The organism is Bradyrhizobium septentrionale, assembly GCF_011516645.4.
Lineage (GTDB): Bacteria > Pseudomonadota > Alphaproteobacteria > Rhizobiales > Xanthobacteraceae > Bradyrhizobium > Bradyrhizobium septentrionale.
The window spans coordinates 9,433,380-9,455,736 of record NZ_CP088285.1; the positions used below are offsets into that span (position 1 = coordinate 9,433,380).

General features: G+C 64.5%; 20 protein-coding genes and 2 pseudogenes. 9 read left to right on the forward strand and 13 right to left on the reverse strand.

Annotated features, from left to right (window positions below):
* Nucleotides 1-52: 52 nt before the first annotated feature.
* Nucleotides 53-1,408 (reverse strand): hypothetical protein, encoded by a 1,356-nt coding sequence (locus tag HAP48_RS47375; protein ID WP_166207524.1) that lies wholly within the window; start codon nt 1,406-1,408, stop codon nt 53-55.
* Between the two features lie 173 nt (nt 1,409-1,581).
* Between HAP48_RS47375 and HAP48_RS47380 the strand changes: the two are divergent.
* The 5 genes and pseudogenes from HAP48_RS47380 to HAP48_RS47400 all read left to right on the forward strand — a co-directional run.
* A pseudogene (locus tag HAP48_RS47380) lies at nt 1,582-2,973 on the forward strand (tetratricopeptide repeat protein); the annotation flags it as partial.
* Between the two features lie 79 nt (nt 2,974-3,052).
* A complete protein-coding gene (gene tnpA, locus HAP48_RS50330; protein ID WP_166205105.1) occupies nt 3,053-3,454 on the forward strand; it encodes an IS66-like element accessory protein TnpA in 402 nt (133 codons plus the stop codon).
* Nucleotides 3,451-3,798, forward strand: a complete 348-nt coding sequence (gene tnpB / locus HAP48_RS47390) for an IS66 family insertion sequence element accessory protein TnpB (protein WP_165124204.1) — start codon at nt 3,451-3,453, stop codon at nt 3,796-3,798. The genes tnpA and tnpB overlap by 4 nt, the downstream gene beginning before the upstream one ends.
* A gap of 47 nt (nt 3,799-3,845) precedes the next feature.
* A complete protein-coding gene (gene tnpC / locus HAP48_RS47395) occupies nt 3,846-5,498 on the forward strand; it encodes an IS66 family transposase (protein ID WP_166207527.1) in 1,653 nt (550 codons plus the stop codon).
* A 67-nt stretch (nt 5,499-5,565) separates the two neighbouring features.
* Nucleotides 5,566-5,937 (forward strand): annotated as a pseudogene (locus HAP48_RS47400) (caspase family protein); the annotation flags it as partial.
* Nucleotides 5,938-5,955: 18 nt separating this feature from the next.
* Here the strand turns inward: HAP48_RS47400 and HAP48_RS47405 are convergent.
* From HAP48_RS47405 to HAP48_RS47430, 6 genes are all read right to left on the reverse strand, one after another.
* A complete protein-coding gene (locus HAP48_RS47405) occupies nt 5,956-7,074 on the reverse strand; it encodes a cobalamin-independent methionine synthase II family protein (RefSeq protein WP_166207530.1) in 1,119 nt (372 codons plus the stop codon).
* A gap of 31 nt (nt 7,075-7,105) precedes the next feature.
* Nucleotides 7,106-7,822 carry an ABC transporter ATP-binding protein gene (locus HAP48_RS47410; RefSeq protein ID WP_166207533.1) on the reverse strand — a complete coding sequence of 239 codons (717 nt, stop codon included), beginning with the start codon at nt 7,820-7,822 and terminating at the stop codon, nt 7,106-7,108.
* Entirely contained in the window at nt 7,815-8,567 is a 753-nt protein-coding gene (locus tag HAP48_RS47415) for an ABC transporter ATP-binding protein (RefSeq protein WP_166207536.1), read from the reverse strand. The genes HAP48_RS47410 and HAP48_RS47415 overlap by 8 nt, the downstream gene beginning before the upstream one ends.
* On the reverse strand, nt 8,564-9,595 hold the full coding sequence (locus HAP48_RS47420; protein ID WP_166207539.1) for a branched-chain amino acid ABC transporter permease: 1,032 nt from the start codon (nt 9,593-9,595) through the stop codon (nt 8,564-8,566). The genes HAP48_RS47415 and HAP48_RS47420 overlap by 4 nt, the downstream gene beginning before the upstream one ends.
* A gap of 7 nt (nt 9,596-9,602) precedes the next feature.
* Nucleotides 9,603-10,472, reverse strand: a complete 870-nt coding sequence (locus HAP48_RS47425; protein ID WP_166207542.1) for a branched-chain amino acid ABC transporter permease — start codon at nt 10,470-10,472, stop codon at nt 9,603-9,605.
* Between the two features lie 186 nt (nt 10,473-10,658).
* Complete coding sequence (locus HAP48_RS47430) at nt 10,659-11,840, reverse strand: ABC transporter substrate-binding protein (protein WP_166207545.1); 1,182 nt, start codon at nt 11,838-11,840, stop codon at nt 10,659-10,661.
* 381 nt (nt 11,841-12,221) lie between these two features.
* On the opposite strand from HAP48_RS47430, the gene HAP48_RS47435 reads away from it, so the two are divergent.
* The gene (locus HAP48_RS47435) at nt 12,222-12,494 is read left to right on the forward strand and encodes a hypothetical protein (protein WP_166207548.1); all 273 of its coding nucleotides are present in this window, start codon (nt 12,222-12,224) and stop codon (nt 12,492-12,494) included.
* Between the two features lie 25 nt (nt 12,495-12,519).
* On the opposite strand, the gene HAP48_RS47440 is transcribed toward HAP48_RS47435, so the two are convergent.
* Nucleotides 12,520-13,305, reverse strand: a complete 786-nt coding sequence (locus HAP48_RS47440) for a phosphodiesterase (protein WP_166207551.1) — start codon at nt 13,303-13,305, stop codon at nt 12,520-12,522.
* Between the two features lie 63 nt (nt 13,306-13,368).
* Nucleotides 13,369-14,232, reverse strand: coding sequence for a formyltetrahydrofolate deformylase (purU, locus tag HAP48_RS47445; RefSeq protein ID WP_166207554.1), 864 nt, complete (start codon nt 14,230-14,232; stop codon nt 13,369-13,371).
* Between the two features lie 129 nt (nt 14,233-14,361).
* Here purU and HAP48_RS47450 point away from each other — a divergent pair, with 129 nt between their 5' ends.
* Nucleotides 14,362-15,207 carry a uroporphyrinogen-III synthase gene (locus HAP48_RS47450; protein WP_166207557.1) on the forward strand — a complete coding sequence of 282 codons (846 nt, stop codon included), beginning with the start codon at nt 14,362-14,364 and terminating at the stop codon, nt 15,205-15,207.
* Here the strand turns inward: HAP48_RS47450 and HAP48_RS47455 are convergent.
* The 4 genes from HAP48_RS47455 to HAP48_RS47470 form a co-directional block, all read right to left on the reverse strand.
* Nucleotides 15,204-16,181, reverse strand: a complete 978-nt coding sequence (locus HAP48_RS47455; protein ID WP_166207561.1) for a Bug family tripartite tricarboxylate transporter substrate binding protein — start codon at nt 16,179-16,181, stop codon at nt 15,204-15,206. The two genes, HAP48_RS47450 and HAP48_RS47455, sit on opposite strands and share 4 nt — an antisense overlap.
* Before the next feature lie 115 nt (nt 16,182-16,296).
* Entirely contained in the window at nt 16,297-17,238 is a 942-nt protein-coding gene (fcl, locus tag HAP48_RS47460) for a GDP-L-fucose synthase (RefSeq protein WP_275949010.1), read from the reverse strand.
* The gene (gene gmd / locus HAP48_RS47465; RefSeq protein WP_166207565.1) at nt 17,222-18,304 is read right to left on the reverse strand and encodes a GDP-mannose 4,6-dehydratase; all 1,083 of its coding nucleotides are present in this window, start codon (nt 18,302-18,304) and stop codon (nt 17,222-17,224) included. Before gmd ends, fcl begins: the two co-directional genes overlap by 17 nt.
* 140 nt (nt 18,305-18,444) lie before the next feature.
* Entirely contained in the window at nt 18,445-19,119 is a 675-nt protein-coding gene (locus HAP48_RS47470) for a Crp/Fnr family transcriptional regulator (RefSeq protein ID WP_029084712.1), read from the reverse strand.
* Nucleotides 19,120-19,530: 411 nt separating this feature from the next.
* On the opposite strand from HAP48_RS47470, the gene HAP48_RS47475 reads away from it, so the two are divergent.
* Together HAP48_RS47475 and HAP48_RS47480 are read left to right on the forward strand one after the other, a co-directional pair.
* Nucleotides 19,531-20,352 (forward strand): ABC transporter ATP-binding protein, encoded by an 822-nt coding sequence (locus tag HAP48_RS47475; protein ID WP_166207568.1) that lies wholly within the window; start codon nt 19,531-19,533, stop codon nt 20,350-20,352.
* Complete coding sequence (locus tag HAP48_RS47480) at nt 20,349-22,277, forward strand: long-chain fatty acid--CoA ligase (protein ID WP_166207571.1); 1,929 nt, start codon at nt 20,349-20,351, stop codon at nt 22,275-22,277. Before HAP48_RS47475 ends, HAP48_RS47480 begins: the two co-directional genes overlap by 4 nt.
* Nucleotides 22,278-22,357 lie beyond the last annotated feature (80 nt).

Consider the following 22,357-nt stretch of genomic DNA (forward strand, 5'->3'; position numbering starts at 1 on the left):
CCCCTTGTTTCGTCGAAGTCCGACGTTGGTTGGTGAATATGTCCCCGGAATGTCAGTCTCGTCGCCGCGAGATGACGTAGGATTCGTCGTAGAACCACAGCCCGTTGTGTTTGCGGAGAACTTCGCGCGTAGCCTCGAGAGCTCGTCCGTTTTCGGTCGTTTCGGTCAACCGCTCATCTTCGATCTGCGCGACATACACCGCCGCATTCCACGCTGCAAAGGCCGTCGAGGTTCCGATCGAGCCGGTCACCTCATTGGGCAGCGCTTCCATATCATATCGGAAGATCGAACGGTTATCGGCGTAGGCGTTGAAGTTCAGCTCGCGACCGGCCGACCCCAACTCGTATTTCACCGCGCGCAGTATCTCATGACGGCTGACGGCGAAAGGATTTTCTCCGGGCCAGACGGCTTGAATCATTTCAAGCCCGGGATCGCCGCCGTGGGAGTGGATTCCTATCAGTCGGCCGCCGCCGCGCAACGCGCGTGCGAGCGGCGCGATGATCCGCTTGGCGCGGAAATTCACCGAGGATTTGGCCCGGTAGGGCTGGGAGGCGATCACGAGATCGAAATTGGCCTCGGTGCGGCCGGCCCGCGGAATGATGGAATCGAGCAGGAACCGGTGGTCGTCGCGGTACAGGACCAGCGCCACCGGCCGCTCATAGACCGGCATCGCATTTCCGGGGCTGAGATTGGCCCGCCAATTCTGCTCCAGGAACGGGCCGAGTTCCGCGATCTGGGCCTCGAATTCACCCGAGGAGGCCCCGCGCAGCGCCACCTCGTGCCAGATCATGCTGGCGGCCGCCGTGGAGTTCTTGGGCGTCAGCCAGGGCGCCTCGGCGTAGTACATGTTGGTGAACACGAAGACGCTTGCCGGATGCTCGAACAGGCGGTCGGGGACCTTGTCCAGGGTGAGGCGGACGTCCTCCAGGCTCAGTTCCTTGCCGGCGACATAGAACGGCATATGTGGGAAGCGGCCATGCATGGCACGCAGGACCCGCGCCAGCACGGTGCCGTCGCCCATCCCGGCATCGAACACCCGCAACGCCGGCGGCCGCGGGTTGATGGCGGCCAGTTCCAGCGAGACCCGGTCGGCGATCACCCGCTTCTCGCTGCAGGTGTGCACGAACAGCAGATAGCGCTGGCGGTTCTCGAAAAAGCGGAAATTGCCCCGCGGATCGCGCTTCTCCGGCGGAACCACCAGGCCGCGCGGCGGCGCCACGCCGCCCGGCGTCGAGGTCGCGATGAAGGCATTGATGCGGTCGAGCGTGTCGATGGTGATGCGCTTGCCCTCTCGCAGCCGGTGCACCAGCTTGCCGTCGTTGACGGCACGGCGGCCGAACGTCGTCTCCGCCATGTCGGAGCGCCGGCAGAAATCCGTGATCTGACTGAGGATTTCGTCGTTCTTCATGAGACCTGGGGTGGGCGGCGGCGAGTGGGCAGAACGTGGGCAGAGATAGTGTGTAGCAGCGTCTTACCACCATTTTCCCACCAGTTGAACCCCCCTTTACTGCCCGATCACCAAACACGCATAGATCGCCTCGCCGTCGCCGATCGCCATGACGGCTTACCCGTGGATGACCGATGCGCCGCCTGCTCCTGATCCCCGCCTTCCTTGCCGCCCTGCTCTGGTCGGCGCCCTGCCTCGCCCAGGCGCGGTCGCAACTCGGCCCGCTCTGTACGACCGACACGACGCCGGCCGACCAGATGATCGACGCCTGCACCAAGATCATCGCGCTGAAGGTGTTTTCCGGCGAGAAGCTCGCGACCATCTATTTCTGGCGCGCGGTCGGCTGGAACAAGAAGGGCAACTACGCGCAGGTGATCGCTGACGCCACCGAGGCGCTGCGCCTCAAGCCGAGCACCGCCGTCTACAATCTGCGCGGCTCGGCCTATTACGACAAGGGCGAGTACGACATCGCGGTCGCCGACTTCAACGACGCGCTGCGCATGGGGCCGCCGAGCGGCATCATCTTTCACAACCGCGGCAACGCCTATCGCGGCAAGGGCGACTACGCCAAGGCGATCGCCGACTATGACGCCGCGATCAAGGCCGGTCCGAAGTCGGCCTTCTCCTACCAGAACCGCGGCTCCTCGAAGCAGGCGCTCGGCGATCTCGACGGCGCGCTCGCCGACATCAACGAGGCCGTCAGGCTCGATCCGTCGCTGCCGCAGCCCTTGATCAGCCGCGCCGTGATCTGGCGCGCCAAGGGCGACATCGCGCGCGCGATTGCGGACACCTCAGAAGCGATCCGGCTCGCGAAGGCGAAGGCGCCCGTCAACATCATGACGCCGCCGGGCAGCGTCTTGATCTCGGCGTATACCCAGCGCGGCCTCAGCTATGAAGCGAAGGGTGATGCCGCGCACGCCAAGGAAGACTACGCCTCGGTGCTCGAGGGCGTGGCGTCCGATGCCGGCAGCAAGGCCAACCAGGCCACCGCCAAGGTGCGGCTCGCGCTGCTCAAGGAGGCCGATGCAGCACCGCGCAACGATGCAGCCCCCCGCAAGGCACCGGCGGCACCTGCCGCCGAGAGCAGCCCGACCGCGCCACCGGCAGGCTCCGTCACCGCACCGGCGCCGCCCGCCGCGCCGTCACAGGCCGCAGCAACCAGCCGGCGCGTCGCGCTGGTGATCGGCAACGGCGCTTATGGACATGTGAAGGCGCTGCCCAATCCGCCGAACGATGCGCGCGCCATCGCCAGGAGCCTGCGCGAGATCGGCTTCACCGTCTCCGAGGGCCTCGATCTCGATCGCGACGCGATGCAGAAGACGATCCACGACTTCCTGCGCGAGGCGGCACGGTCGCAGATCGCCGTGGTCTACTACGCCGGTCATGGCGTGCAGGTCGATGGCCGCAACTATCTCGTGCCCGTCGATATCGAGTTCAAGGCGGGCGGCCGCATGACCGACGCGATGGTCGACATGGACACCATCATGGCCGGTCTCGACGATCAGATCCGCACCAACATCCTGATCCGTATCCCTCCATTGAGGGCCGCCTTGTTTGACGGACGCGAGCGCTGCAGGTCCTAGGGGTAATCCTAGGAGAAGCGCTATGACGATTTCGCGGGCAGAGGTGATCACATCGGTCGAGCGGCGGCGTCGGTGGTCACAGGATGAGAAGGAACGGCTAGTTGCAGCATCGTTCGAGCCCGGAGCCACTGTTTCCGAGGTGGCTCGCATGGCCGGCCTTCATGTGAGCCAGCTGTTCAGGTGGCGCAAAGAGCTTTGCAAGCACGGTGAAACGAGTGTAGCGCCGTTGGTGCCGGTCGAGATTGGGCCGTCTGTGCCGCCGCGGGATGTGGCCGAAGCGCCATTGACGACGGCGCCGGCGCGTCGACGGAGGAGCCAGGGCATCATCGAGATTGATCTCGGTAGCGGACACCGCATCCGGGTCGACGGTGACGTTGATGGAGACGCGCTGCGGCGAGTTCTCGATGCCCTGGTGCGCCGATGATCCCGGTTCCGACAGGCGCGCGAGTGTGGCTCGCGACAGGCTACACGGATATGCGCAGAGGCTTTCCGTCGTTGGCACTCCAAGTGCAGGAGGTGTTGCGCAAAGACCCGCTCAGCGGTCATCTGTTCGTCTTCCGCGGTCGCCGCAGCGATCTTGTGAAGATGATCTGGCACGATGGCCAGGGAGCATGCTTGTTTACCAAAAGACTCGAGAGAGGAAGGTTCATCTGGCCATCGGTTGCCGGTGAATCGGTAACGATCTCTCCGGCGCAATTGAGCTATCTGTTGTCCGGGATCGATTGGCGCAACCCTCAAGAAACCCAGCGTCCGACGCGGGTCGGTTAGTCGTTTTGCAGGTTTGAATCTGCTGCTTGATCTGATTCAATGGCTTCGTGATATCAAAGCCGGACGATCTTCCATCGGACCTTGTCAGTGCCCTGGCGGCGCTGCAGGCCGAGCGTGAGGCGCGGCTGCGAGCTGAGGCGATGGCTGCCAGCGCGCAGGCGGAGCTGTCGAACAACGAGGCGCTGGTCGCGCATCTCGAGCTGCGGATCGAGAAGCTCAAACGCGAACTGTACGGGCAGCGCTCCGAGCGCACGGCGCGGCTGCTCGAGCAGTTGGAACTGGAGCTCGAAGACCTCGTCGCCACGGCGAGCGAGGATGAGCTTGCGGCGCAGGCCGCAGCGGCGAAGACGCAGAACGTCCGCCCCTTCACGCGCAAGCGGCCGGTGCGCAAGCCTTGGCCGGACGACATCGAACACGAGCGCGTCGTCATTGACGCTCCGACGAGCTGCGCCTGCTGCGGCGGATCGCGGCTGGCGAAGGTCGGCGAGGATGTGACCAAGACGCTGGAGGAGATCCCGCGTCGCTTCAAGGTCATCGAGACAGTGCGCGAGAAGTTCACCTGCCGCGATTGCGAGAAGATCAGCCAGCCGCCTGCGCCGTTCCATGCCACGCCGCGCGGCTTCATCGGCCCACAATTGCTGGCGACGATCCTGTTCGACAAGTTCGGCATGCATATCCCGCTCAACCGCCAGAGTGCGCGCTTTAAGGCCGAGAGGATCGATTTGCCGCTGTCGACGCTGGCCGACCAGGTCGGCCACGGGACCTTCGCCGTCATGCCACTCTTCCACTTGATCGAACGCCATGTGCTCGCTGCTGAGCGCCTTCATGGCGATGACACCACCATCCGTATCCTGGCGAAGGGCAAGTGCACGACCGGGCGGATCTGGACTTATGTGCGGGATGACCGGCCCTTTGCCGGGCCTGCGCCGCCGGCGGCGGTCTATTACGCCTCGAGCGACCGACGAGGCGAGCATCCGCAGAAGCATCTGGCCGCCTTCGCCGGCATCCTGCAAGCCGATTGCTACAACGGCTTCGAGCCGCTGTTCGACCCGCAGAAGAAGGTGCTGCCGATTACGCCGGCGTTTTGCTTCGCCCATGCGCGGCGGGGCTTCTTCGAGCTGGCTGACATCGAGAAGAATGCCCGGGAAGGCAAGAGAGGTAAACCGGTCTCTCCGATCGCGCTGGAGGCGGTCAGGCGCCTGGATGTGTTGTTCGAGATCGAGCGCGCCATTAACGGCTGCGGCGCCGAAGAGCGGCGCGCCGTGCGCCAGGAAAAGAGCAAGCCGCTCCTCGGGGACATGCACGCCTGGTTGCTGCGTGAGCGCGAAACCCTCTCTCGCTCCTCCGAGGTCCTGAAGCCTATGAATTACATGCTCAGGCGCTGGGACGACTTCGCCCGCTTCCTCGACGATGGCAGGATCTGCTTGACCAACAATTGTGCTGAGCGCGCATTGAGAGGCATCGCCTTGGGAAGGCGCAACTGGACCTTCGCCGGCAGCCAGCGTGGTGCCGACCGTGCCGCCATCATGCTGACGATGATCACGACCTGTCGTCTCAACGACGTCGATCCGAAAGCCTGGCTCGCCGACGTCCTCGCCCGTATCGCCGATCTTCCCGCATCGCGTCTGCACGAATTGCTGCCCTGGGAATGGAAGCTCCTGCGCCAAGCCGACAAGCCCGCCGATCAGCAGGCCGCCTGACCTTCACGCAAACGCCATCATAGAGCTCGCCGTACCCGCGCGCATGCGTCCATCACGCGGTCCTCGTCGTATGCGTACCCTGATCCTCGATGCCTGCCGCAACAATCCGATGGCGCCACAGGTGGCATCCGCAGGTCCGAGCCGCGGCATCGAGGCCGGCTCCGGCCTCGCCGCCCCCGCCTCGCTCGGATCGGGCTCGACGCTCGGCGCCGGCACACTGATCGCGTTTGCGACCGCGCCGGGCCAGGTTGCGCTCGACGGCGAAGGCGCCAACAGCCCGTTCTCAGCGGCACTGTCGCGCCATGTCGGCACGCCCGGCCTCGAGGTGCAGCAGATGCTGACCCGTGTCCGTGCCGAGGTCGTCGCCGCGACCAAGGGCAAGCAGGTGCCGTGGTCGAACTCCTCGCTGCTCGGCGAGGTCTATCTGGCGGAGAAGTGACGAGTGATCGCTAACGCGTCATTTGCCCCACACCTCGTTGGCGACCTCGACCGCGAGCCGCAGCTTGGCCCACTGCTCCTCCTCGGAGAGGATGTTGCCCTCCTCGGTCGAGGCGAAGCCGCATTGCGGCGACAGCGCGAGCTGCTCGATCGGGGCAAACTTCGATGCCTCCTCCAGCCGCCGCTTGATGTCGTCCTTCTTCTCGAGCTCGCCGAACTTGGAGGTGATGACGCCGACCACCACGACCTTGTTGCCCTTGGGCAGGAAGCGCAGCGGCTCGAAGCCGCCGGCACGGTCGGAATCGTATTCGAGGAAATAGCCGTCGTAATTGGTGCCGGCGAGCATGGTCTCGGCGACCGGCTCGTAGCCGCCCGAGGAGATCCAGGTCGAACGGAAATTGCCGCGGCAGACATGCGTGGTGATCACCATGTCGGACGGACGATCGGCGATCGCGTAATTGATGACGCGGGCGTAGATCTCCTGCAGGCCGTCGGGATTGTCGCCGCGGTCGCGCGACTTCTGCAGTTCCTCCTGCGAGCACAGATAGGCCCACACCGTGTCGTCGAATTGCAGGTAACGGCAGCCGGCGTCGTAGAACGCTTTCACCGCCTTGCGATAGGTCTTGCCGAGGTCCTGATAGAATTCCTCGAGGTCCGGATAGACCTCCTTCGAGATCAGCTTGCGGCCGCCTCGGAAATGCAGCACCGCCGGCGACGGGATCGTCATCTTCGGCGTGACATGCGCCTGGTCGGCGTACTTCTTCAGGAACCTGAAGTGATCGAGCATCGGGTGATGATCGGAGAAGTCGAGCTTGCCCATCACCCTGATGGCGTCGTGCCGGGTCTGCACGCCCGCGAACTGGATGCCCATGTCGGGATGGAACAGCTCGCAACCGGTCAGGTGGCTGAGGAAATCGAAGTGCCACCACGAGCGGCGGAACTCTCCGTCGGTCGCAAGCTTCAGGCCCACCGAAGCCTGCTTGTGCACGACCTTCTCGATTTCCATGTCCTCGACCTTGCGCAGCTCCTCGGCCGAAATCTCGCCCTTCTCCAATCTGGCGCGGGCTTCCTTGATCTTCGGCGGCCGCAACAGGCTGCCGACCTCGTCGGCGCGGAACGGAGGCTTGGTTCGCTGCATGGTCAACTCCCGAACGTTTCTAATGTGCGTTCTAATGTGCCTTGGCCCCGGAGACGCCGAGGTGGCGCTCGAGGACGGAGGGATCGGCTTTCAACGCACTGCTTGCGGCATCGTGCACGATCATGCCGCGTTCCAATATCACAACGCGGTCGGCGAGCCCGAGAATCTTTTGTGCATTCTGCTCGACGATGATCGAGCAGATGCCGCCGGCGCGCGTGATGGTTCCGATCGCCTTTAACAATTCCTCAACGATGATCGGCGCGAGGCCTTCGGTCGGCTCGTCGAGCAGCAGCACCTTCGGATTCAAGGTCAGCGCGCGGCCGATCGCCAGCATCTGCTGCTCGCCGCCGGACAGCTGGTTGCCGAAATTGCCGCGCCGCTCTTTCAGCCGCGGAAACATCTCGTACACCCGCTCGACCGTCCACGGCCCGGGCTGCGCCACCGCGGTCATGTTCTCTTCCACCGTCAGCGAGCGGAAGATATTGCGCTCCTGCGGCACCCAGCCGATCCCGGCGCGGGCGCGCTGGTCGGGCCGCATCGCGGTGATGTCGTGGCCTGCCAGCGCGACGCTGCCACTGAGGCGCCTGACGATGCCGACGATCGAATTGATCAGCGTGGTCTTGCCGGTGCCGTTGCGGCCGAGCAGCGCGAGCACTTGGCCCTCGGCAAGCGAAAGCGACATATCGGGCAGCACCACCGCCTCGCCGTATCCGGCGCGCAAGCCCTTGATGGAGAGCAGGTCAGACATCGGCCGCCTCGCCGAGATAGACCGCCCTGACCTGCGGATCGCGCGCCACCTCGTCGGGCGCGCCCTCGGTGAGCAGGCCGCCATTGACCAGCACCGAGATGCGGTCGGCGAAGGAGAACACCAGGTCCATGTCGTGCTCGATCAGGAGCACGGTGACGTCGCGCGGCAGCGCCGCGACCGCCGCCAGGATATCGTGGCGCTCGCTCTCGGGCACGCCGGCCGCGGGCTCGTCGAGCAGCAAGACCCGCGGCTTCGCGGCGATCGCGACCGCGATCTCGAGCAGCCGTTGCTTGCCATAGGGCAGCGTCGAGGTGAACTCGGTCATCACGTCGAGCAGATGGAAGCGCGACAATATCTCGGCGATCTCGGCGTTGACGTCGTGGCGCGTTCCCATCCGCCGCCACCAGTCGCCACCGCGGCCCATCCGTTCCGAGACCGCAAGCCCGATGGTCTCGAGCGGGCTCAGGTCGGCATAGAGCTGGTTGATCTGGAAGGTGCGCGACAGTCCGCGCAGCACCCGCTTGTGCACGGAGAGGCCGGTGATGTCGCTACCTTCGAGCAGGATGCGTCCGCTGTTCGGCGTCAGCACCCCGGTAAGCTGATTGATGACGGTGGTTTTGCCTGCACCGTTCGGTCCGATCAGCGCGTGGCGGGCACCCTGCATCACCTGCAGCGAGAGATCGCGGGTGACGCGAAGGCCGCCGAAGGATTTTTCCAGGCTGCGGGTTTCCAGCGCGATCGTCATGACGCATCGCTCTCCGGCACGGCGACAGCTGCCTTGCGGCCGGCGAGCTGGCGGATGATCAGGTTCGGCATGAACAGCACCCAGCGGTGGATGCGCGCGCGGCCGACCAGCACGATGACGACCAACACGAGGCCGATCCAGAACAGCCAGTATTGCGGGGTGAGGGTCTGAAACAGCTCCTGCAGCATCTTGAACACGACGGCGCCGATCAGCCCGCCATAGAGATAGCCGGTGCCGCCGATCACGAGCACCAGCATCAGGTCGGCGGAGCGCTCGAAGGAAAACACGTCGAGCGAGGCGAGCGCCGTGGTCTGGGTGAACAGCGCACCGGCGATCCCGGCATAAAATGCGGCGAGCGTGTAGACCCCGATCAGGCGGCGGTTGACCGGCACGCCGATCGCGGCGGCACGCAGCGGATTGTTCCGGATCGCGCGCAGCGACAGGCCGAACGGCGAATACACCACGCGGCGGGCAAACAGGAACAGGATGAACAGCACGATCAGCGAGTAGAAGAACCCGGTCTTGCCGAACATGTCGAAGCTGAACAGCCCGAGGATCGGCTGCATCTCGATGCCCTGCAGGCCATCGGTGCCGCCGGTGATGTTGGAGAAGCGTTCGGCGAGCGCTTCGAGCAGCAGCGCGATGCCGAGCGTCACCATCAGCCGCGTCAGGTCGACGCCGCGGATGACGAGGAAGCTGGTCAGGAAGCCGAGCACAGCCGCAACGAGACCGGCGACGACCAGCGCAATGACGGGTTCGTTGACGATGCCATGCAGCGCCAGCAGCCCGGCTGAGTAGGCGCCAACGCCGAAGAACGCCGCGTGGCCGAGCGAGACGATGCCGGCGTAACCGAGGATCAGGTCGAGCGACAACGCGAACAGGCCGAGCCGCACGATGTCGGTCATGATCAGATAGCGCGACGGGAACAGGAAGGCGCAGGCGAGCGTCAGCACCCAGAAGGCGACCTCGCTGATCCGCCAGCGCGCGCTGGCCATCGCGTGAGTGGAGACGTCGGACAGCGCGGTCATGCCACCCTCACCGCGCCGCGGTGCGGCCGAACAGGCCGTTGGGACGCCAGAGCAGGATCACGATCATCACCGTGTAGATCACGAAGGGTCCGACCTTGGGCACGTAATATTTGCCGGCGACGTCGGCGATGCCGAGCAGCAGCGAAGCCAGGAACGGCCCGGTGATCGAGGAGGAGCCGCCAACGGTCACGACGATCAGGAAATAGATCATGAATTTCAGCGGGAAGTACGGATCGAGCCCGAGGATCTCCGCGCTCAGCGCGCCGCCGAGGCCGGCGAGACCGCAGCCGAAGGCGAAGGTGAAGGCGAACACCTGCGGCACGTTGATACCGAGCCCGATCGCGGCGCGCGGATCGTCGACCGCGGCGCGCAGCCGGCTGCCGAACCGCGTCTTCGCGAGGATCAGCTGCAGCGCCAGCGTGAGCAGGCCGCAAATCACGACGATCATCAGCCGGTAGCGGCCGATGCCGACGCCGAACAGATCGATCTGGCCTTCCAGCGCTGCCGGCAGCTTGATGAAGACCCGCGACGATCCCATGATGTAGTCGACCGCGGCGACCGACATGAAGACGAGACCGATCGAGAACAGCACCTGGTCGAGATGGCTGCGGGCATAGAGATGGCGGTACAGCGTGCGCTCCAGCGCGATGCCAATCACCGCGCTTCCGACGAAGGCGAGCGGCAGGCCTGCGAAGAACGGCCAGCCGGAATTGTTGACCAGCACGGCACAGATATAGCCGCCGGCCATGGCGAAGGCGCCGTGCGCGAGATTGACGAAGTTCATCAGCCCGAGCGTCACCGCCAGCCCGCAGGCGAGCACGAACAGCAACATGCCGTAGGCGACGCCATCGAACAGGTTGGTGAGGATAGAGGCCATCGGGTCAGCTCAGCCGTGAGGGCGCAGAACTACACGTCGAACATCAACTCATTGTCATGGCCGGGCTTGTCCCGGCCATCCACGTCTTCCTGCTCGCCGGGAAGAAAGACATGGATGCCCGGCACAAGGCCGGGCATGACGTGGTGAGGGCGGAGCGCACGCCGCGGAATGGTGTCGCTGGCGACGCTATTTCTTCGTCTTGCCGGAATCCTTGACGGCCTCGAAGGTTGCGAACTCGACGTTGTAGAGCTCGCCGTCGACCTTCTCGACCTTGCGGATATAGATGTTCTGCACGATGTCGCGGGTTTCCGGATCAATCGAGATCGGGCCGCGCGGGCTCTCCCACTTCATGCCCTTCATCGCCTCGATCAGCTTGTCGCCGTCGGTCGCACCATTGGTCTTCTTCAGCGCCTCGTAGATCAGATGGATGCCGTCATAGCCGCTGACCGCCATGAAGCCAGGTCGGTTGCCGTATGCCTTCTTGTAGGCGGCGACGAAGTCCTTGTTCATCGCCGACGGATGCGCCGCCGAATAGAGATGCGCGGTCACCGCGCCGAGCGCGGCATCGCCCATATTGTTGAGCAAATCGTCGTCCATCACGTCGCCGGGGCCGATCACCTTGATGCCGCTCTTGTCGAGCCCGCGCTCGGCATATTGCTTCATGAAATTGCCGCCCTGCCCCGCCGGCACGAACACGAACATCGCGTCGGGCTTGGCGTCCTTCATGCGCTGCAGGAACGGCGCGAAGTCAGGATTGGCGAGCGGGACCTTGACCTCTTCCACGACCTCGCCGCCGCCGGCGGTGAAGTGCTGCTTGAAGAAGGTCAGCGCGTCGTTGCCCGGCGCGTAATCCGAGGTCAGCGTCGCAACCTTCTTGATGCCGTTCTTGACCGCCCAGTCGCCGATGATGGTGGAGGACTGCGCCAGCGTGAAGCTGGTGCGCACGATATAGGGCGAGCGCTCGGTGATGATGGAGGTGCCGGCCGCCATCACGACTTCCGGGATCTTCGCCTGCGTCGCCAGCGGCGCCGCGGCAAGCGCCGCGGGCGTCACGCCGAAGCCGGCGATGAAGCTGACCTTGTCGTTGACGATCAGCTCCTGCGCGAGCCGCTTGGTGTTGTCGGGCACCGCGGCGTCGTCCTTCAGGATGATCTCGATCTTCTTGCCGGCGACGGTGTCGCCCTTCTGCTGCATGTAGAGCTTGATGGCGTTATCGATCTGCTTGCCGGTCGAAGCCTGGCCGCCGGTCATCGGCAGGATCAGGCCGATCTTGACGGCGTCGTCCGCCCGCGCCGGCACGCTGGCGCACAATCCCGGAAGCACGGCCGAAGCGGCGCCCCACAGCAACAATTTGCGACGATTGAACATCGACGTCCCTCCCCCTTCCATTCTTCTGCGTCGAGCCGAGTCCCCCGGCTCTTGCCCTACCTTAACCCAAGCATGTCACGGCCAAGGCGCAACGCGACAAGGCGTCTCCCCGTACCCTCTGTCAATCGGACGATCGACGTGTGTTGCGCGGGGGTGCGATCAGGCTCGCGGCCGAAACTAGTATCAGGATACCAAGGCCGCTCCCCGAAATTCAATGCCCGGCGAGAACCGGTCTCGCACACACACAAGGGCTCGCCGGCTTGATTCATTTGTACGATCGTACAAACAAAGCGGCGATGTCAACAAACAAGCACAATTGCAGCCGAACGGTCGCGCCCGACGTCCATCATCCATAAAGACCAGGGTTGTATGCTGCCTCCCATGCCGATCGTCACGCGCCACATCCCTGTCCTGATTGCCCTCGCGCTCGCGGCCTGCGCGCTCGGGGGATGCAGCACCGTGAACCAAAAGCTCTCCTCCGGCATGGCCGACTACATTCCGGCCTGGGCCGGCGGCCTGCCCGCGGACGCGCCGCCGCGGCAGGGCACCCCCGAATACGACAAGTTCATGCAGGAGCGGGAACGCAAGCGCCAGATCCCCGCGGCCGAGCGCGGCGACGACGCCAAGCCGGCGACGCAGGACGCGCCCCACTGAGCCTCCGGCCGGGCAATGGAGCTTCCTAGTCGAGCGAATCCTCGCTGAGGAGGTCGCCGCGATAGCCGAACTCCACCATGTGCATTGTGACGTAGTCATCGCCAATGAAGGCCACGCCGTAGGACTCCGGCAGATCGGCGACGGTCAGCACTTCCGCGAACACGGGATAGCTCGCGTGGTTCGTCCCACGCAGCGAGGTCGTGGGGACGCCGGCAACCGACCCACTCAGCACCATGTGGCAGTGACCAAAGAAGATGTGCCGGATCTTGCTCCGGTGCTTGGCGACGATCGAGCGGAACGCGGCATCATCGAGCAGGCCGATCCGGTCCACCGGGGCGATATGCGTCGGGAACGGATTGTGATGCATGAACAGGAAAAACGGACCGTCATGCTCCGACAGCTGGCGCTCCAGCCAGGCCTGCCGCGTCGGGCAAAAGCTGCCGGCGGCGGTCTGTGGCTCGTAGGTGTCCAGCAGCAGGCAACGCCCGAACGAGGCATCGTGAACGCCCTGCGCGAACCCGTCCGCGTCGGCGCATTCGGGAAACACGCCGAGAAACGTCTCGCGACGGTCGTGATTGCCGATGCAGAGCCGCACCGGGATCGGAAACCGGCTCAGGTGTTCGCGCAGCAACTGATAGTCCGCAAGATCGCCCCGATCGGACAGATCGCCCGAGATCACCATGATTTCGGCGTCGCGGTGATCGGCAAGCACGTGATCGAGCGCGCGCTCGAAATTGTGCAGGGGATCGCGACCAAAAATCGTCCTGCCCGGCGTCGTCAGATGGATGTCGCTCATGTGGATGAGTTTCATGCAGCACCTCGATGCAAGGCGACACCATAGCCGTCAAAGCGCGACAACCAAGTGAACCGCGGATCAGTCCACGAACACCACGGTCTTGCGGCCGTTGAGGATAACGCGGTCGGCGAGATGGTAACGGATCGCGCGCGCCAGCACGCGGCGCTCGATGTCGCGGCCCTTGCGCACCAGATCCTCCGGCGTGTCGCGATGGCTGATGCGCTCGACGTCCTGGTCGATGATCGGCCCCTCGTCGAGATCGCTGGTGACGTAATGCGCGGTGGCGCCGATCAGCTTGACGCCGCGCTCATGCGCCTGGTGGTAGGGCTTGGCGCCCTTGAAGCCGGGCAGGAAGGAATGATGGATGTTGATGCAGCGGCCCGACAGCCGCGCCGACATTTCGTCCGACAGGATCTGCATGTAGCGGGCCAGCACCACGAGATCGGTGTTGGTGTCCTGGGCGAGCTGCCACACCGCGTCTTCCTGCTGCCGCTTGGTCTCTTTCGTCACCGGCAGGTGATGGAACGGGATCTCGCCGAAATCGAGCGAACCATAGCTCTCGCGCGGATGGTTGGAAACGATCGCGGTCGGGATCATCTCCAATTCGCCGGTGCGCCAGCGATAGAGGATGTCGACCAGGCAATGATCGGACTTGGACACCAGCAGCATCACCCGCTGGCGGCTGGCGCGATCGCGCATCTGCCATTCCATGGCGAAACGTTCGGCGATCGCGGCAAAGCCGGTCTGCAGCGCTGCCAGCTCCACAGCGAGGTCGGCCGCGGTGAACACCACGCGCATGAAGAACTTGCCGGTCTCGATATCGTCGAACTGCTGGGCATCCAGGATGTTCTGCCCGTTATGCGCGAGGAAGGTCGAGACCGCCGAGACGATCCCCGGGCGGTCCGGACAGGACAGGGTCAGAACGAATTGATGGGCGGGCATGCCAATTGACCAAAGCTTGAGCAGGTATGTGGAATTTTCGGCCCTCGTCTACACCGCAGGCGGCCTTGCGCCAATCCCGGCGCGGGGGTCAAATCGAACAAATGACGACAATGTTTGTTAGGGACCATCATGGCTGACCGGCTGAACGGCTACCGCATCCTGATCCTCGAGACCCGCGAGGAGGCGCAGTTTTCCCGCCTGCTCGCCGAACAGGGCGCCGACGTGCTGCAATGCCCGATGTTCACCATCCATGATGCGCCTGACCCGGCGCCGATCGAGGCCTGGATTCGCCGCGCCATCGAACGGCCGCTCGACGACCTCGTGCTGATGACCGGTGAAGGGCTGCGCCGCCTGATGAAGGTCGTGCGCCGTCTCGGGGTCGAGGCGGAGTTTATCACCAGCCTCGGCAAAACGCGCAAATTCGCCCGCGGCCCCAAGCCCGGCCGCGCGCTGCGCGAGATCGCCCTGGAGCCGCAAATGACGACAGATAAGCCGACCTCGGAAGGCGTCGCCGAGATGCTGGCGAAGCTCGACCTGAGCGGCCGCCGCCTCGGTCTCCAGCTCTATCCGGACAAGGACCACGCCACCCTGATCGGCGCGATCAAGGCACGTGGCGCCGAGGTCGATACGGTGCTGCCCTATGTCTATGACGCGCAAGCCGCCGACGCCAACATCGTCACCGCGATCGAGGAGATGGCGCAGGGCCGCATCGATGCGATCGCGCTGACCAATCTCGGCCAGGTCCGCCGCCTCATCGAGGTGGCACGGGCGCGCGGTTGCGAGGACAGGTTACGCGAGGGGCTCGCGCGTACGCCGATTGCTTCAGTCGGACCGGCGGTATCGGACGAACTCAAGTCCCACGGCCTGCGCACCGACATCTACCCGGCCGAAGATGCCTTCTTCATGCGGCCGTTGATCTCGGCGATGGCGGCAGCGCTTTCAAAAAATCCGCCGCGCGCGACGGCGCGAAGCTAGTCCACCTTGGCGCCGGCGAACTTGACCACCTTGCCCCATTTCTCGGTCTCGTCCGCCACCAGTCTGCCGAAGTCGGCAGCCGAGCCCGGCAGCATCATCGCGCCGAGCTCGGTGAATCGCGCCTTCGCCTTGGGATCGGCGAGGATTTCATTGACGGCCTTGTTGAGCTTGCCGACGATTTCAGGCGGCGTGTTCTTCGGCGCTGCGAGGCCGTACCAGGCGCTCGCCTCGTAGCCCGGCAGGAAGTCGGCGACCGGCGGCAGGTCCGGAAGCACGTCCGAACGGGTCGTGCTGGTGACGGCAAGTCCACGCAGCTTGCCGGATTTGACGTGCTCGGCACAGGTCGGAAGATTGTCGAACATCACCTGCATCACGCCGGACAGCATGTCGGTGATCGCCGGCGCGCCGCCCCGGTAGGGCACGTGCTGCATCTTGATGCCGGTGAGCATCTTGAACAGTTCGCCCGACATGTGGATCGTCGAACCGTTGCCTGACGACGCCATGTTGAGCTTGCCGGGATTGGCCTTTGCATAGGCGATCAATTCGGGAATCGACTTGATCGGCAGTGAGGGGTGCACGACCACAACGTTAGGAAAGCGGATGATGCCCGCGATCGGCTCCGTCTCGCGCATGAAGTCGAAGGGCAGCTTCTCGTAGAGCGTCGCGTTGATCGCATTTGCCGGCGCGACCAGCAGCAGCGTGTAGCCGTCGGGTGCTGCGCGCAGCGCCGCCTCCGTGGCGATGTTGGTGCCGCCGCCCGGCCGGTTCTCGATAATGAAGGATTGCCCGAGCTTTTCCGACAGCCACTGCCCCATCAGGCGCGCGGTGAGGTCTGCCGAACCGCCGGGGGTGTAGCCGATCACGAGGCGAACCGGCCGCGCCGGATAAGCCTCGGCACGCGCGCTGCCACATGTGAGCGGAAGCGCAGCCGCACCGGCTGCAAGTTGCAGGAATTGGCGGCGTAGAACTTTCATGAGGCCTCCTCCGACGCACTGGCGGCTCTTGCGGCCGCTTGGGTATGCGCATCCTATCGCGCGGCGTCGCCAAGCCGACAGATATTCTCAGTCGGAGGGCGGGAGGTTCACCGCGTCACTTCGTCTCGTTCAGATAGGCCTGATAGGCGAGCTTGATGCCATCCTCGAGCGAGGTGGTGGCGCGCCAGCCGAGCCTGGCCAGACGGCTGACGTCGAGCAGCTTGCGCGGCGTGCCGTCCGGGCGCGAGGTGTCGAAGCCGATCTCGCCGCGATAGCCGACGGCGGCGGCGACCACGCGGGCGAATTCGGCGATGGTGATGTCCTCGCCGGTGCCGATATTGACCAGGTCCGGCGACGAATAGGTCTTCATCAGATGGATGCAGGCGTCGGCGAGATCGTCGACATAGAGGAATTCGCGGCGCGGCGTGCCGGTGCCCCACACCACGACATTGCTGGCGCCAGAGACCTTGGCCTCGTGGAAGCGGCGGATCAGCGCGGCGACGACGTGGCTGTATTCGGGATGATAATTGTCGCCGGGACCGTAGAGATTGGTCGGCATCACGCTGATGAAATCTGAGCCATACTGGCTGCGATAGGCCTCGGCCATCTTGATGCCGGCGATCTTGGCGATGGCATAGGGCTCGTTGGTCGGCTCCAGCGGGCCGGTCAGCATCGAATCCTCGCGCAGCGGCTGCGGCGCCAAGCGCGGATAGATGCAGGACGAGCCGAAGAACATCAGCTTCTCGCATCCATTGGCATGGGCGGCCTGGATCACATTGGTCGAGATCGCGAGATTGTCGTAGAGGAATTCGGCCCGCAGCGTGTTGTTGGCGACGATGCCGCCGACCTTGGCGGCGGCGAGGAACACGGCCTGCGGACGCTTCGCGGCAAACCAGGCGTTCACCGCGGCCTGGTCGCGCAAATCGACCTCGCTGCGCGACACCGTCAGCAGATCGGCCTGTTCGCGCGCCAGCCGGCGTATCAGCGCCGAGCCGACCATGCCGCGATGGCCGGCGACGAAAACCGTCTTGCCCTTCAGTTCAAACGTGCTTGCCATTGCCCGCGTCCTGCCTGGCTTCCGCAAGATCGCTGGCGACCATCTCCTTCACCAGTTGCGCGAACGGAGTCTTCGGCGCCCAGCCGAGCTTGGCGCGCGCCTTGCTGGCGTCGCCGATCAGGAGATCGACCTCGGTCGGGCGGAAATAGGTCGGGTCGATCTGCACCAGGGTCTTGCCGGACGCCTTGTCGACGCCGACCTCGTCGACGCCCTTGCCGCGCCATTCGATGCCGCGGCCGACCTCCGCAAACGCCAGTTCGACGAACTCGCGGACCGACCGCGTCTCGCCGGTCGCGAGCACGAAATCATCAGGCTGGTCGGCCTGCAGGATTTTGTGCATGCCCTCGACATAGTCGCGGGCATGGCCCCAGTCGCGCTTGGCATCGAGATTGCCGAGATAGAGCTTGCTCTCGAGGCCGACCTCGATGCGGGCGACGGCGCGCGTGATCTTGCGCGTCACGAAGGTCTCGCCGCGGATCGGGCTCTCATGGTTGAACAGGATGCCATTGCTGGCGAACATGCCATAGGCCTCACGGTAGTTCACCGTGATCCAGTAGCCGTAGAGCTTGGCGACGCCATAGGGCGAGCGGGGATAGAATGGCGTGGTCTCCTTCTGCGGCACCTCCTGCACGAGCCCGTAGAGCTCCGAAGTCGAGGCCTGATAGAACCGCGTCTCCTTTTCCATGCCAAGGATGCGGATCGCTTCCAGCAGGCGCAGCACGCCGATGGCGTCCGCGTTCGCTGTATATTCCGGGCTCTCGAAGCTGACCTGGACGTGGCTCTGGGCGGCGAGGTTGTAGATCTCGGTCGGCCGGATCTGCTGCATCAGCCGAATCAGATTGGTCGAATCCGTCATGTCGCCGTAGTGCATCAGGAACGGCACATTGCCGGCATGCGGATCCTGGTAGAGATGGTCGACGCGCGCGGTGTTGAACGAGGACGACCGGCGCTTGATTCCATGCACGGTATAGCCGAGGCCAAGCAGATATTCGGCGAGATACGCGCCGTCCTGCCCGGTCACGCCGGTGATCAGCGCGACGCGCCGCTTTGAGTCCTGTGCCGCCATGTCATCTCCAGAGAGCGCGAGACCGCGCGATCCCGACGAGGCCGGTCTGTAGCATCCGGCCTTCGCCAAGTCTAATGGCTTAATCGTGTGAAATCAGGACTTTAGAACCTCAGAAAGTGGCTCAACACTACCCTGCCCCGTCACTCGCCGTAGTGGCGGAGCCGGTCGAGGTTGATGATGGTCACCCCGCCATATTCGAGCCGCAGCAGCCCCTCGCGCTCGAGCCGCTTCAGGCACTGGTTGGCATTCTGCCGCGAGATTCCCGACAGCGCCCCGATCTCCTCCTGGGTGATCTCCAGGTGCAGAGTGAGGTCGGGGTAGAGGATCGGATTGAACAGCGAGGCGATCGAGCGCGCCAGCCGCGCCGTCGCATCCAGCGTGCGGCCGTATTCGAGCAGCGCGATGAACTGGCCGAGCCGTTCGTTGAGCGATCCCACCAGGAAACGGTTGAACCCGACGCTGTTCTCGAACAGCCAGACGAAGGTCCGGCGATCCATCATCGCCAGCCTTGTGTCGCGCAGCGCGACCACGTCGTAGCGCCGCGGCTCGTTCTTGAGCACGGTCCCCTCGCCGAACCACGCGCCGGCGGTGAGGCCCGCGAAACTCGCCGCCTTGCCGCCGCGCGACACGATGCCCATGCGCGCGAGCCCGCTGACGATGCCGGTCCAGTACTGGAAATTGTCGCCGCGCATGAAGATGAATTCGTTGGCGCGGTAGGACTTCTCGGAAATGCCGGCGCGCGCGATTTCGATTTCTTGCTCGCTCAGTTCGCGCGACCAGGCCGCGATGCGCCTTAAATAATCAGCAGCAATCATTCTAGCGACGGCATCCCACCCCAAAGATACTGACACGATATTGCACTGCAGCAACACCGTGCGCGAAGCCAGCAGCCCGACGCCTGGAATGCCAGCGAAAATTCCTGATCAAATGTCGGGCACATGACAATTCAACCTATCGCTTTCTCGTATTCAGAGCCACCTCGCGTAATGCCGCGCAGCACCTTGGTGGATCGCTGACGGCGGATGACGCGAGACCGGGCTTGCAGGCGGGTGCGGCGTTACCGCGCATGATGCAGGCGATCGGGGCGAGCGATGCTCCCGAACGCCGGCATCATTAGTCGGATGGTCTCCCTTCGGCGGCCCATATAAGATCGAAGCCAAGATTCAGGCGAAGATCGAAACGAAGATAAAGAGCGCGCCAAAGCGCCTGTATCTGGAGGGAACAGGGTGGCTTACAGTCTCGAGGTGCGCGGAGTCTCATTGCGCTTTGGCGGCGTCCGCGCGCTGACCGAAGTGAGCTTCGGCGTGAATCAGGGCGAGCTGTTCTCGATCATCGGCCCGAACGGCGCCGGCAAGACCTCGATCGTTAACTGCATTTCCGGCCGTTATAGGCCGACCGAAGGCCAGCTCTTTTATGGCGGCAAGGATATCACCGGCCTCACCCCGAACGCGCGGCCCCGCCTCGGCATCGGCCGGACCTTCCAGAACCTCGCGCTGTTCCACCACATGAGCGTGCTCGACAACATCATGGTCGGCCGCCATCACCTCTTGAAGAACAACTTCATCACGGGATCGCTGTACTGGCTGACCGGCGCGCGCCGCGAGGAGCTGGAGCACCGCCGCAAGGTCGAGGAGATCATCGACTTCCTCGACCTGCAGTCGGTGCGCAAGGCGACCGCCGGCACCCTGCCCTACGGCCTGCGCAAGCGCGTCGAGCTCGCCCGCGCGATGGCGCTCGAGCCGCAACTGATCCTGCTCGACGAGCCGATGGCCGGCATGAACTTCGAAGAGAAGGAGGACATGGCGCGCTACATTGTCGATCTCAATGAAGAGTTCGGCATGACCGTGATGATGATCGAGCACGACATGGGCGTCGTGATGGACATCTCCCACCGCGTCATGGTGCTGGATTTCGGCCGCAAGATCGCCGAGGGCGATCCGGCCGCCGTGCTCGCCGATCCCCATGTCAAGCGCGCCTATCTCGGCGAAGAGGACGAGGCGCTGGTCGACCCCGACGACAAGCCGGCGGTGCGGGAGAGCGCGGCATGATGGACTATGCCGGACGCGCCGCGCAGGCCGACACCTATCCAAAGCTGCTGCGCCTGAATGCCAAAGAGCACGGCAACGAGATCGCGCTGCGCGAGAAGGATCTCGGGCTGTGGCGCGAATTCACCTGGAACGATTACCAGACGCGCACCCATGATTTCGCGCTCGGCATGGTCGAGCTCGGGCTCGGCCGCGGCGACGTGATCGGCATCATCGGAGACAACCGGCCGGACTGGGTCGCCGCCGAGATCGCCAGCCACGCGATCGGCGCGATGAGCCTCGGCCTCTATCGCGACGTGCTCGACGAGGAAGCCGCCTATCTGCTGAGCTATGGCGAAGCCAAGCTGGTGTTCGCCGAGGACGAGGAGCAGGTCGACAAGCTGCTCACGCTCGCCGACCGCGCGCCTCACCTCAAGCACATCGTCTATTCCGACCCGCGCGGCATGCGGAAATACGACGATCCGCGGCTGATGGAGGCAGCCAAGCTGGTTGCGCTCGGCCGCGACCGCGCCGCACGTGAGCCCGCCTTGTACGACAGGCTGGTCGACGAAACCAAAGGCGAGGACGTCGCGATCCTCTGCACGACCTCAGGCACGACGGCGAACCCGAAGCTCGCAATGCTCGCGGCGGGCCGCGTGCTGCGGCACTGCGCGACCTATCTCGCCTTCGACCCGAAGGGGCCGGACGACGAGTATGTCTCGGTGCTGCCGCTGCCGTGGATCATGGAGCAGGTGTACGTGCTCGGCAAAGGGCTGCTCTGCCGGATGAAGGTCAACTTCGTCGAAGAGCCCGACACCATGATGAACGACTTCCGCGAGATCGCGCCGACCTTCGTTCTGTTCGCGCCACGGGTCTGGGAATCAATCGCGGCCGACGTCCGCGCCGGGGTGATGGACGCCTCGCCGTTCAAGCAGCGGCTCTACGATCTCGGCATGAAAACCGGGCTTGCCGCGCTCGCCGAGGGCACGCATTCGGTGCTCGCCGACCAGCTGCTGTTCCGCGCTCTGCGCGACCGGCTCGGCTTCACGCGGCTGCGCTCGGCGGCGACCGGCGGCGCAGCACTCGGGCCGGATACTTTCAAGTTCTTCCAGGCGATGGGCGTGCCGCTGCGCACGCTCTACGGCCAGACCGAGCTGCTTGGCGCCTACACGCTGCATCCCGAAGGCAAGGTCGATCCCGATACCACCGGCATTCCGATGGCCGACAGCATCGAGATCCGGGTCGACAATGCCGACGTCAACGGCGTCGGCGAGATCGTGGTCCGCCACCCCAACATGTTCCTCGGCTACTACAAGAACCCGGAAGCGTCGGTGGCCGACATCAAGGACGGCTGGATGCATTCGGGCGATGCCGGCTACTACAACGACAACCGGCAGCTCGTCGTGATCGACCGCATCAAGGATCTCGCCGAGACCTCGCGCGGCGAGCGCTTCTCGCCGCAATACATCGAGAACAAGCTGAAATTCTCGCCCTATGTCGCCGAGGCCGTCGTGTTGGGCGCCGGCCGCGACGCGCTCGCCGCGATGATCTGCATCCGCTACTCGATCATCTCGAAATGGGCGGAGAAGAACCGGCTCTCGTTCACGACCTATACCGACCTGTCGTCGCGTCCGGAGGTCTATGCGCTGCTGAAGAAAGAGGTCGAGACGGTCAACGCCACTCTGCCGCCGGCGCAGCGCATCTCGCGCTTCCTCTTGCTCTACAAGGAACTCGATGCCGACGACGGCGAGCTGACCCGCACCCGAAAAGTCCGCCGCGGCGTCATCAACGAGAAATACGCCGACATCATCGATGCGATCTACCGCGGCATGGCCAAAATCCCGGTCGACACCGTGATCCGCTTCCAGGACGGCACCACGCAGCGCGTGCGCACCACGCTCGAGGTCGTCGATCTCGGCCGCGCCGTGACCGCGGAGGCCGCGGAATGATGGCGTTGATGGTCGAATATTCGGTCGTCATGCGCGGGCTTGACCCGCGCATCCATCCCCTTCGCAAGAGCCCTCCTTCG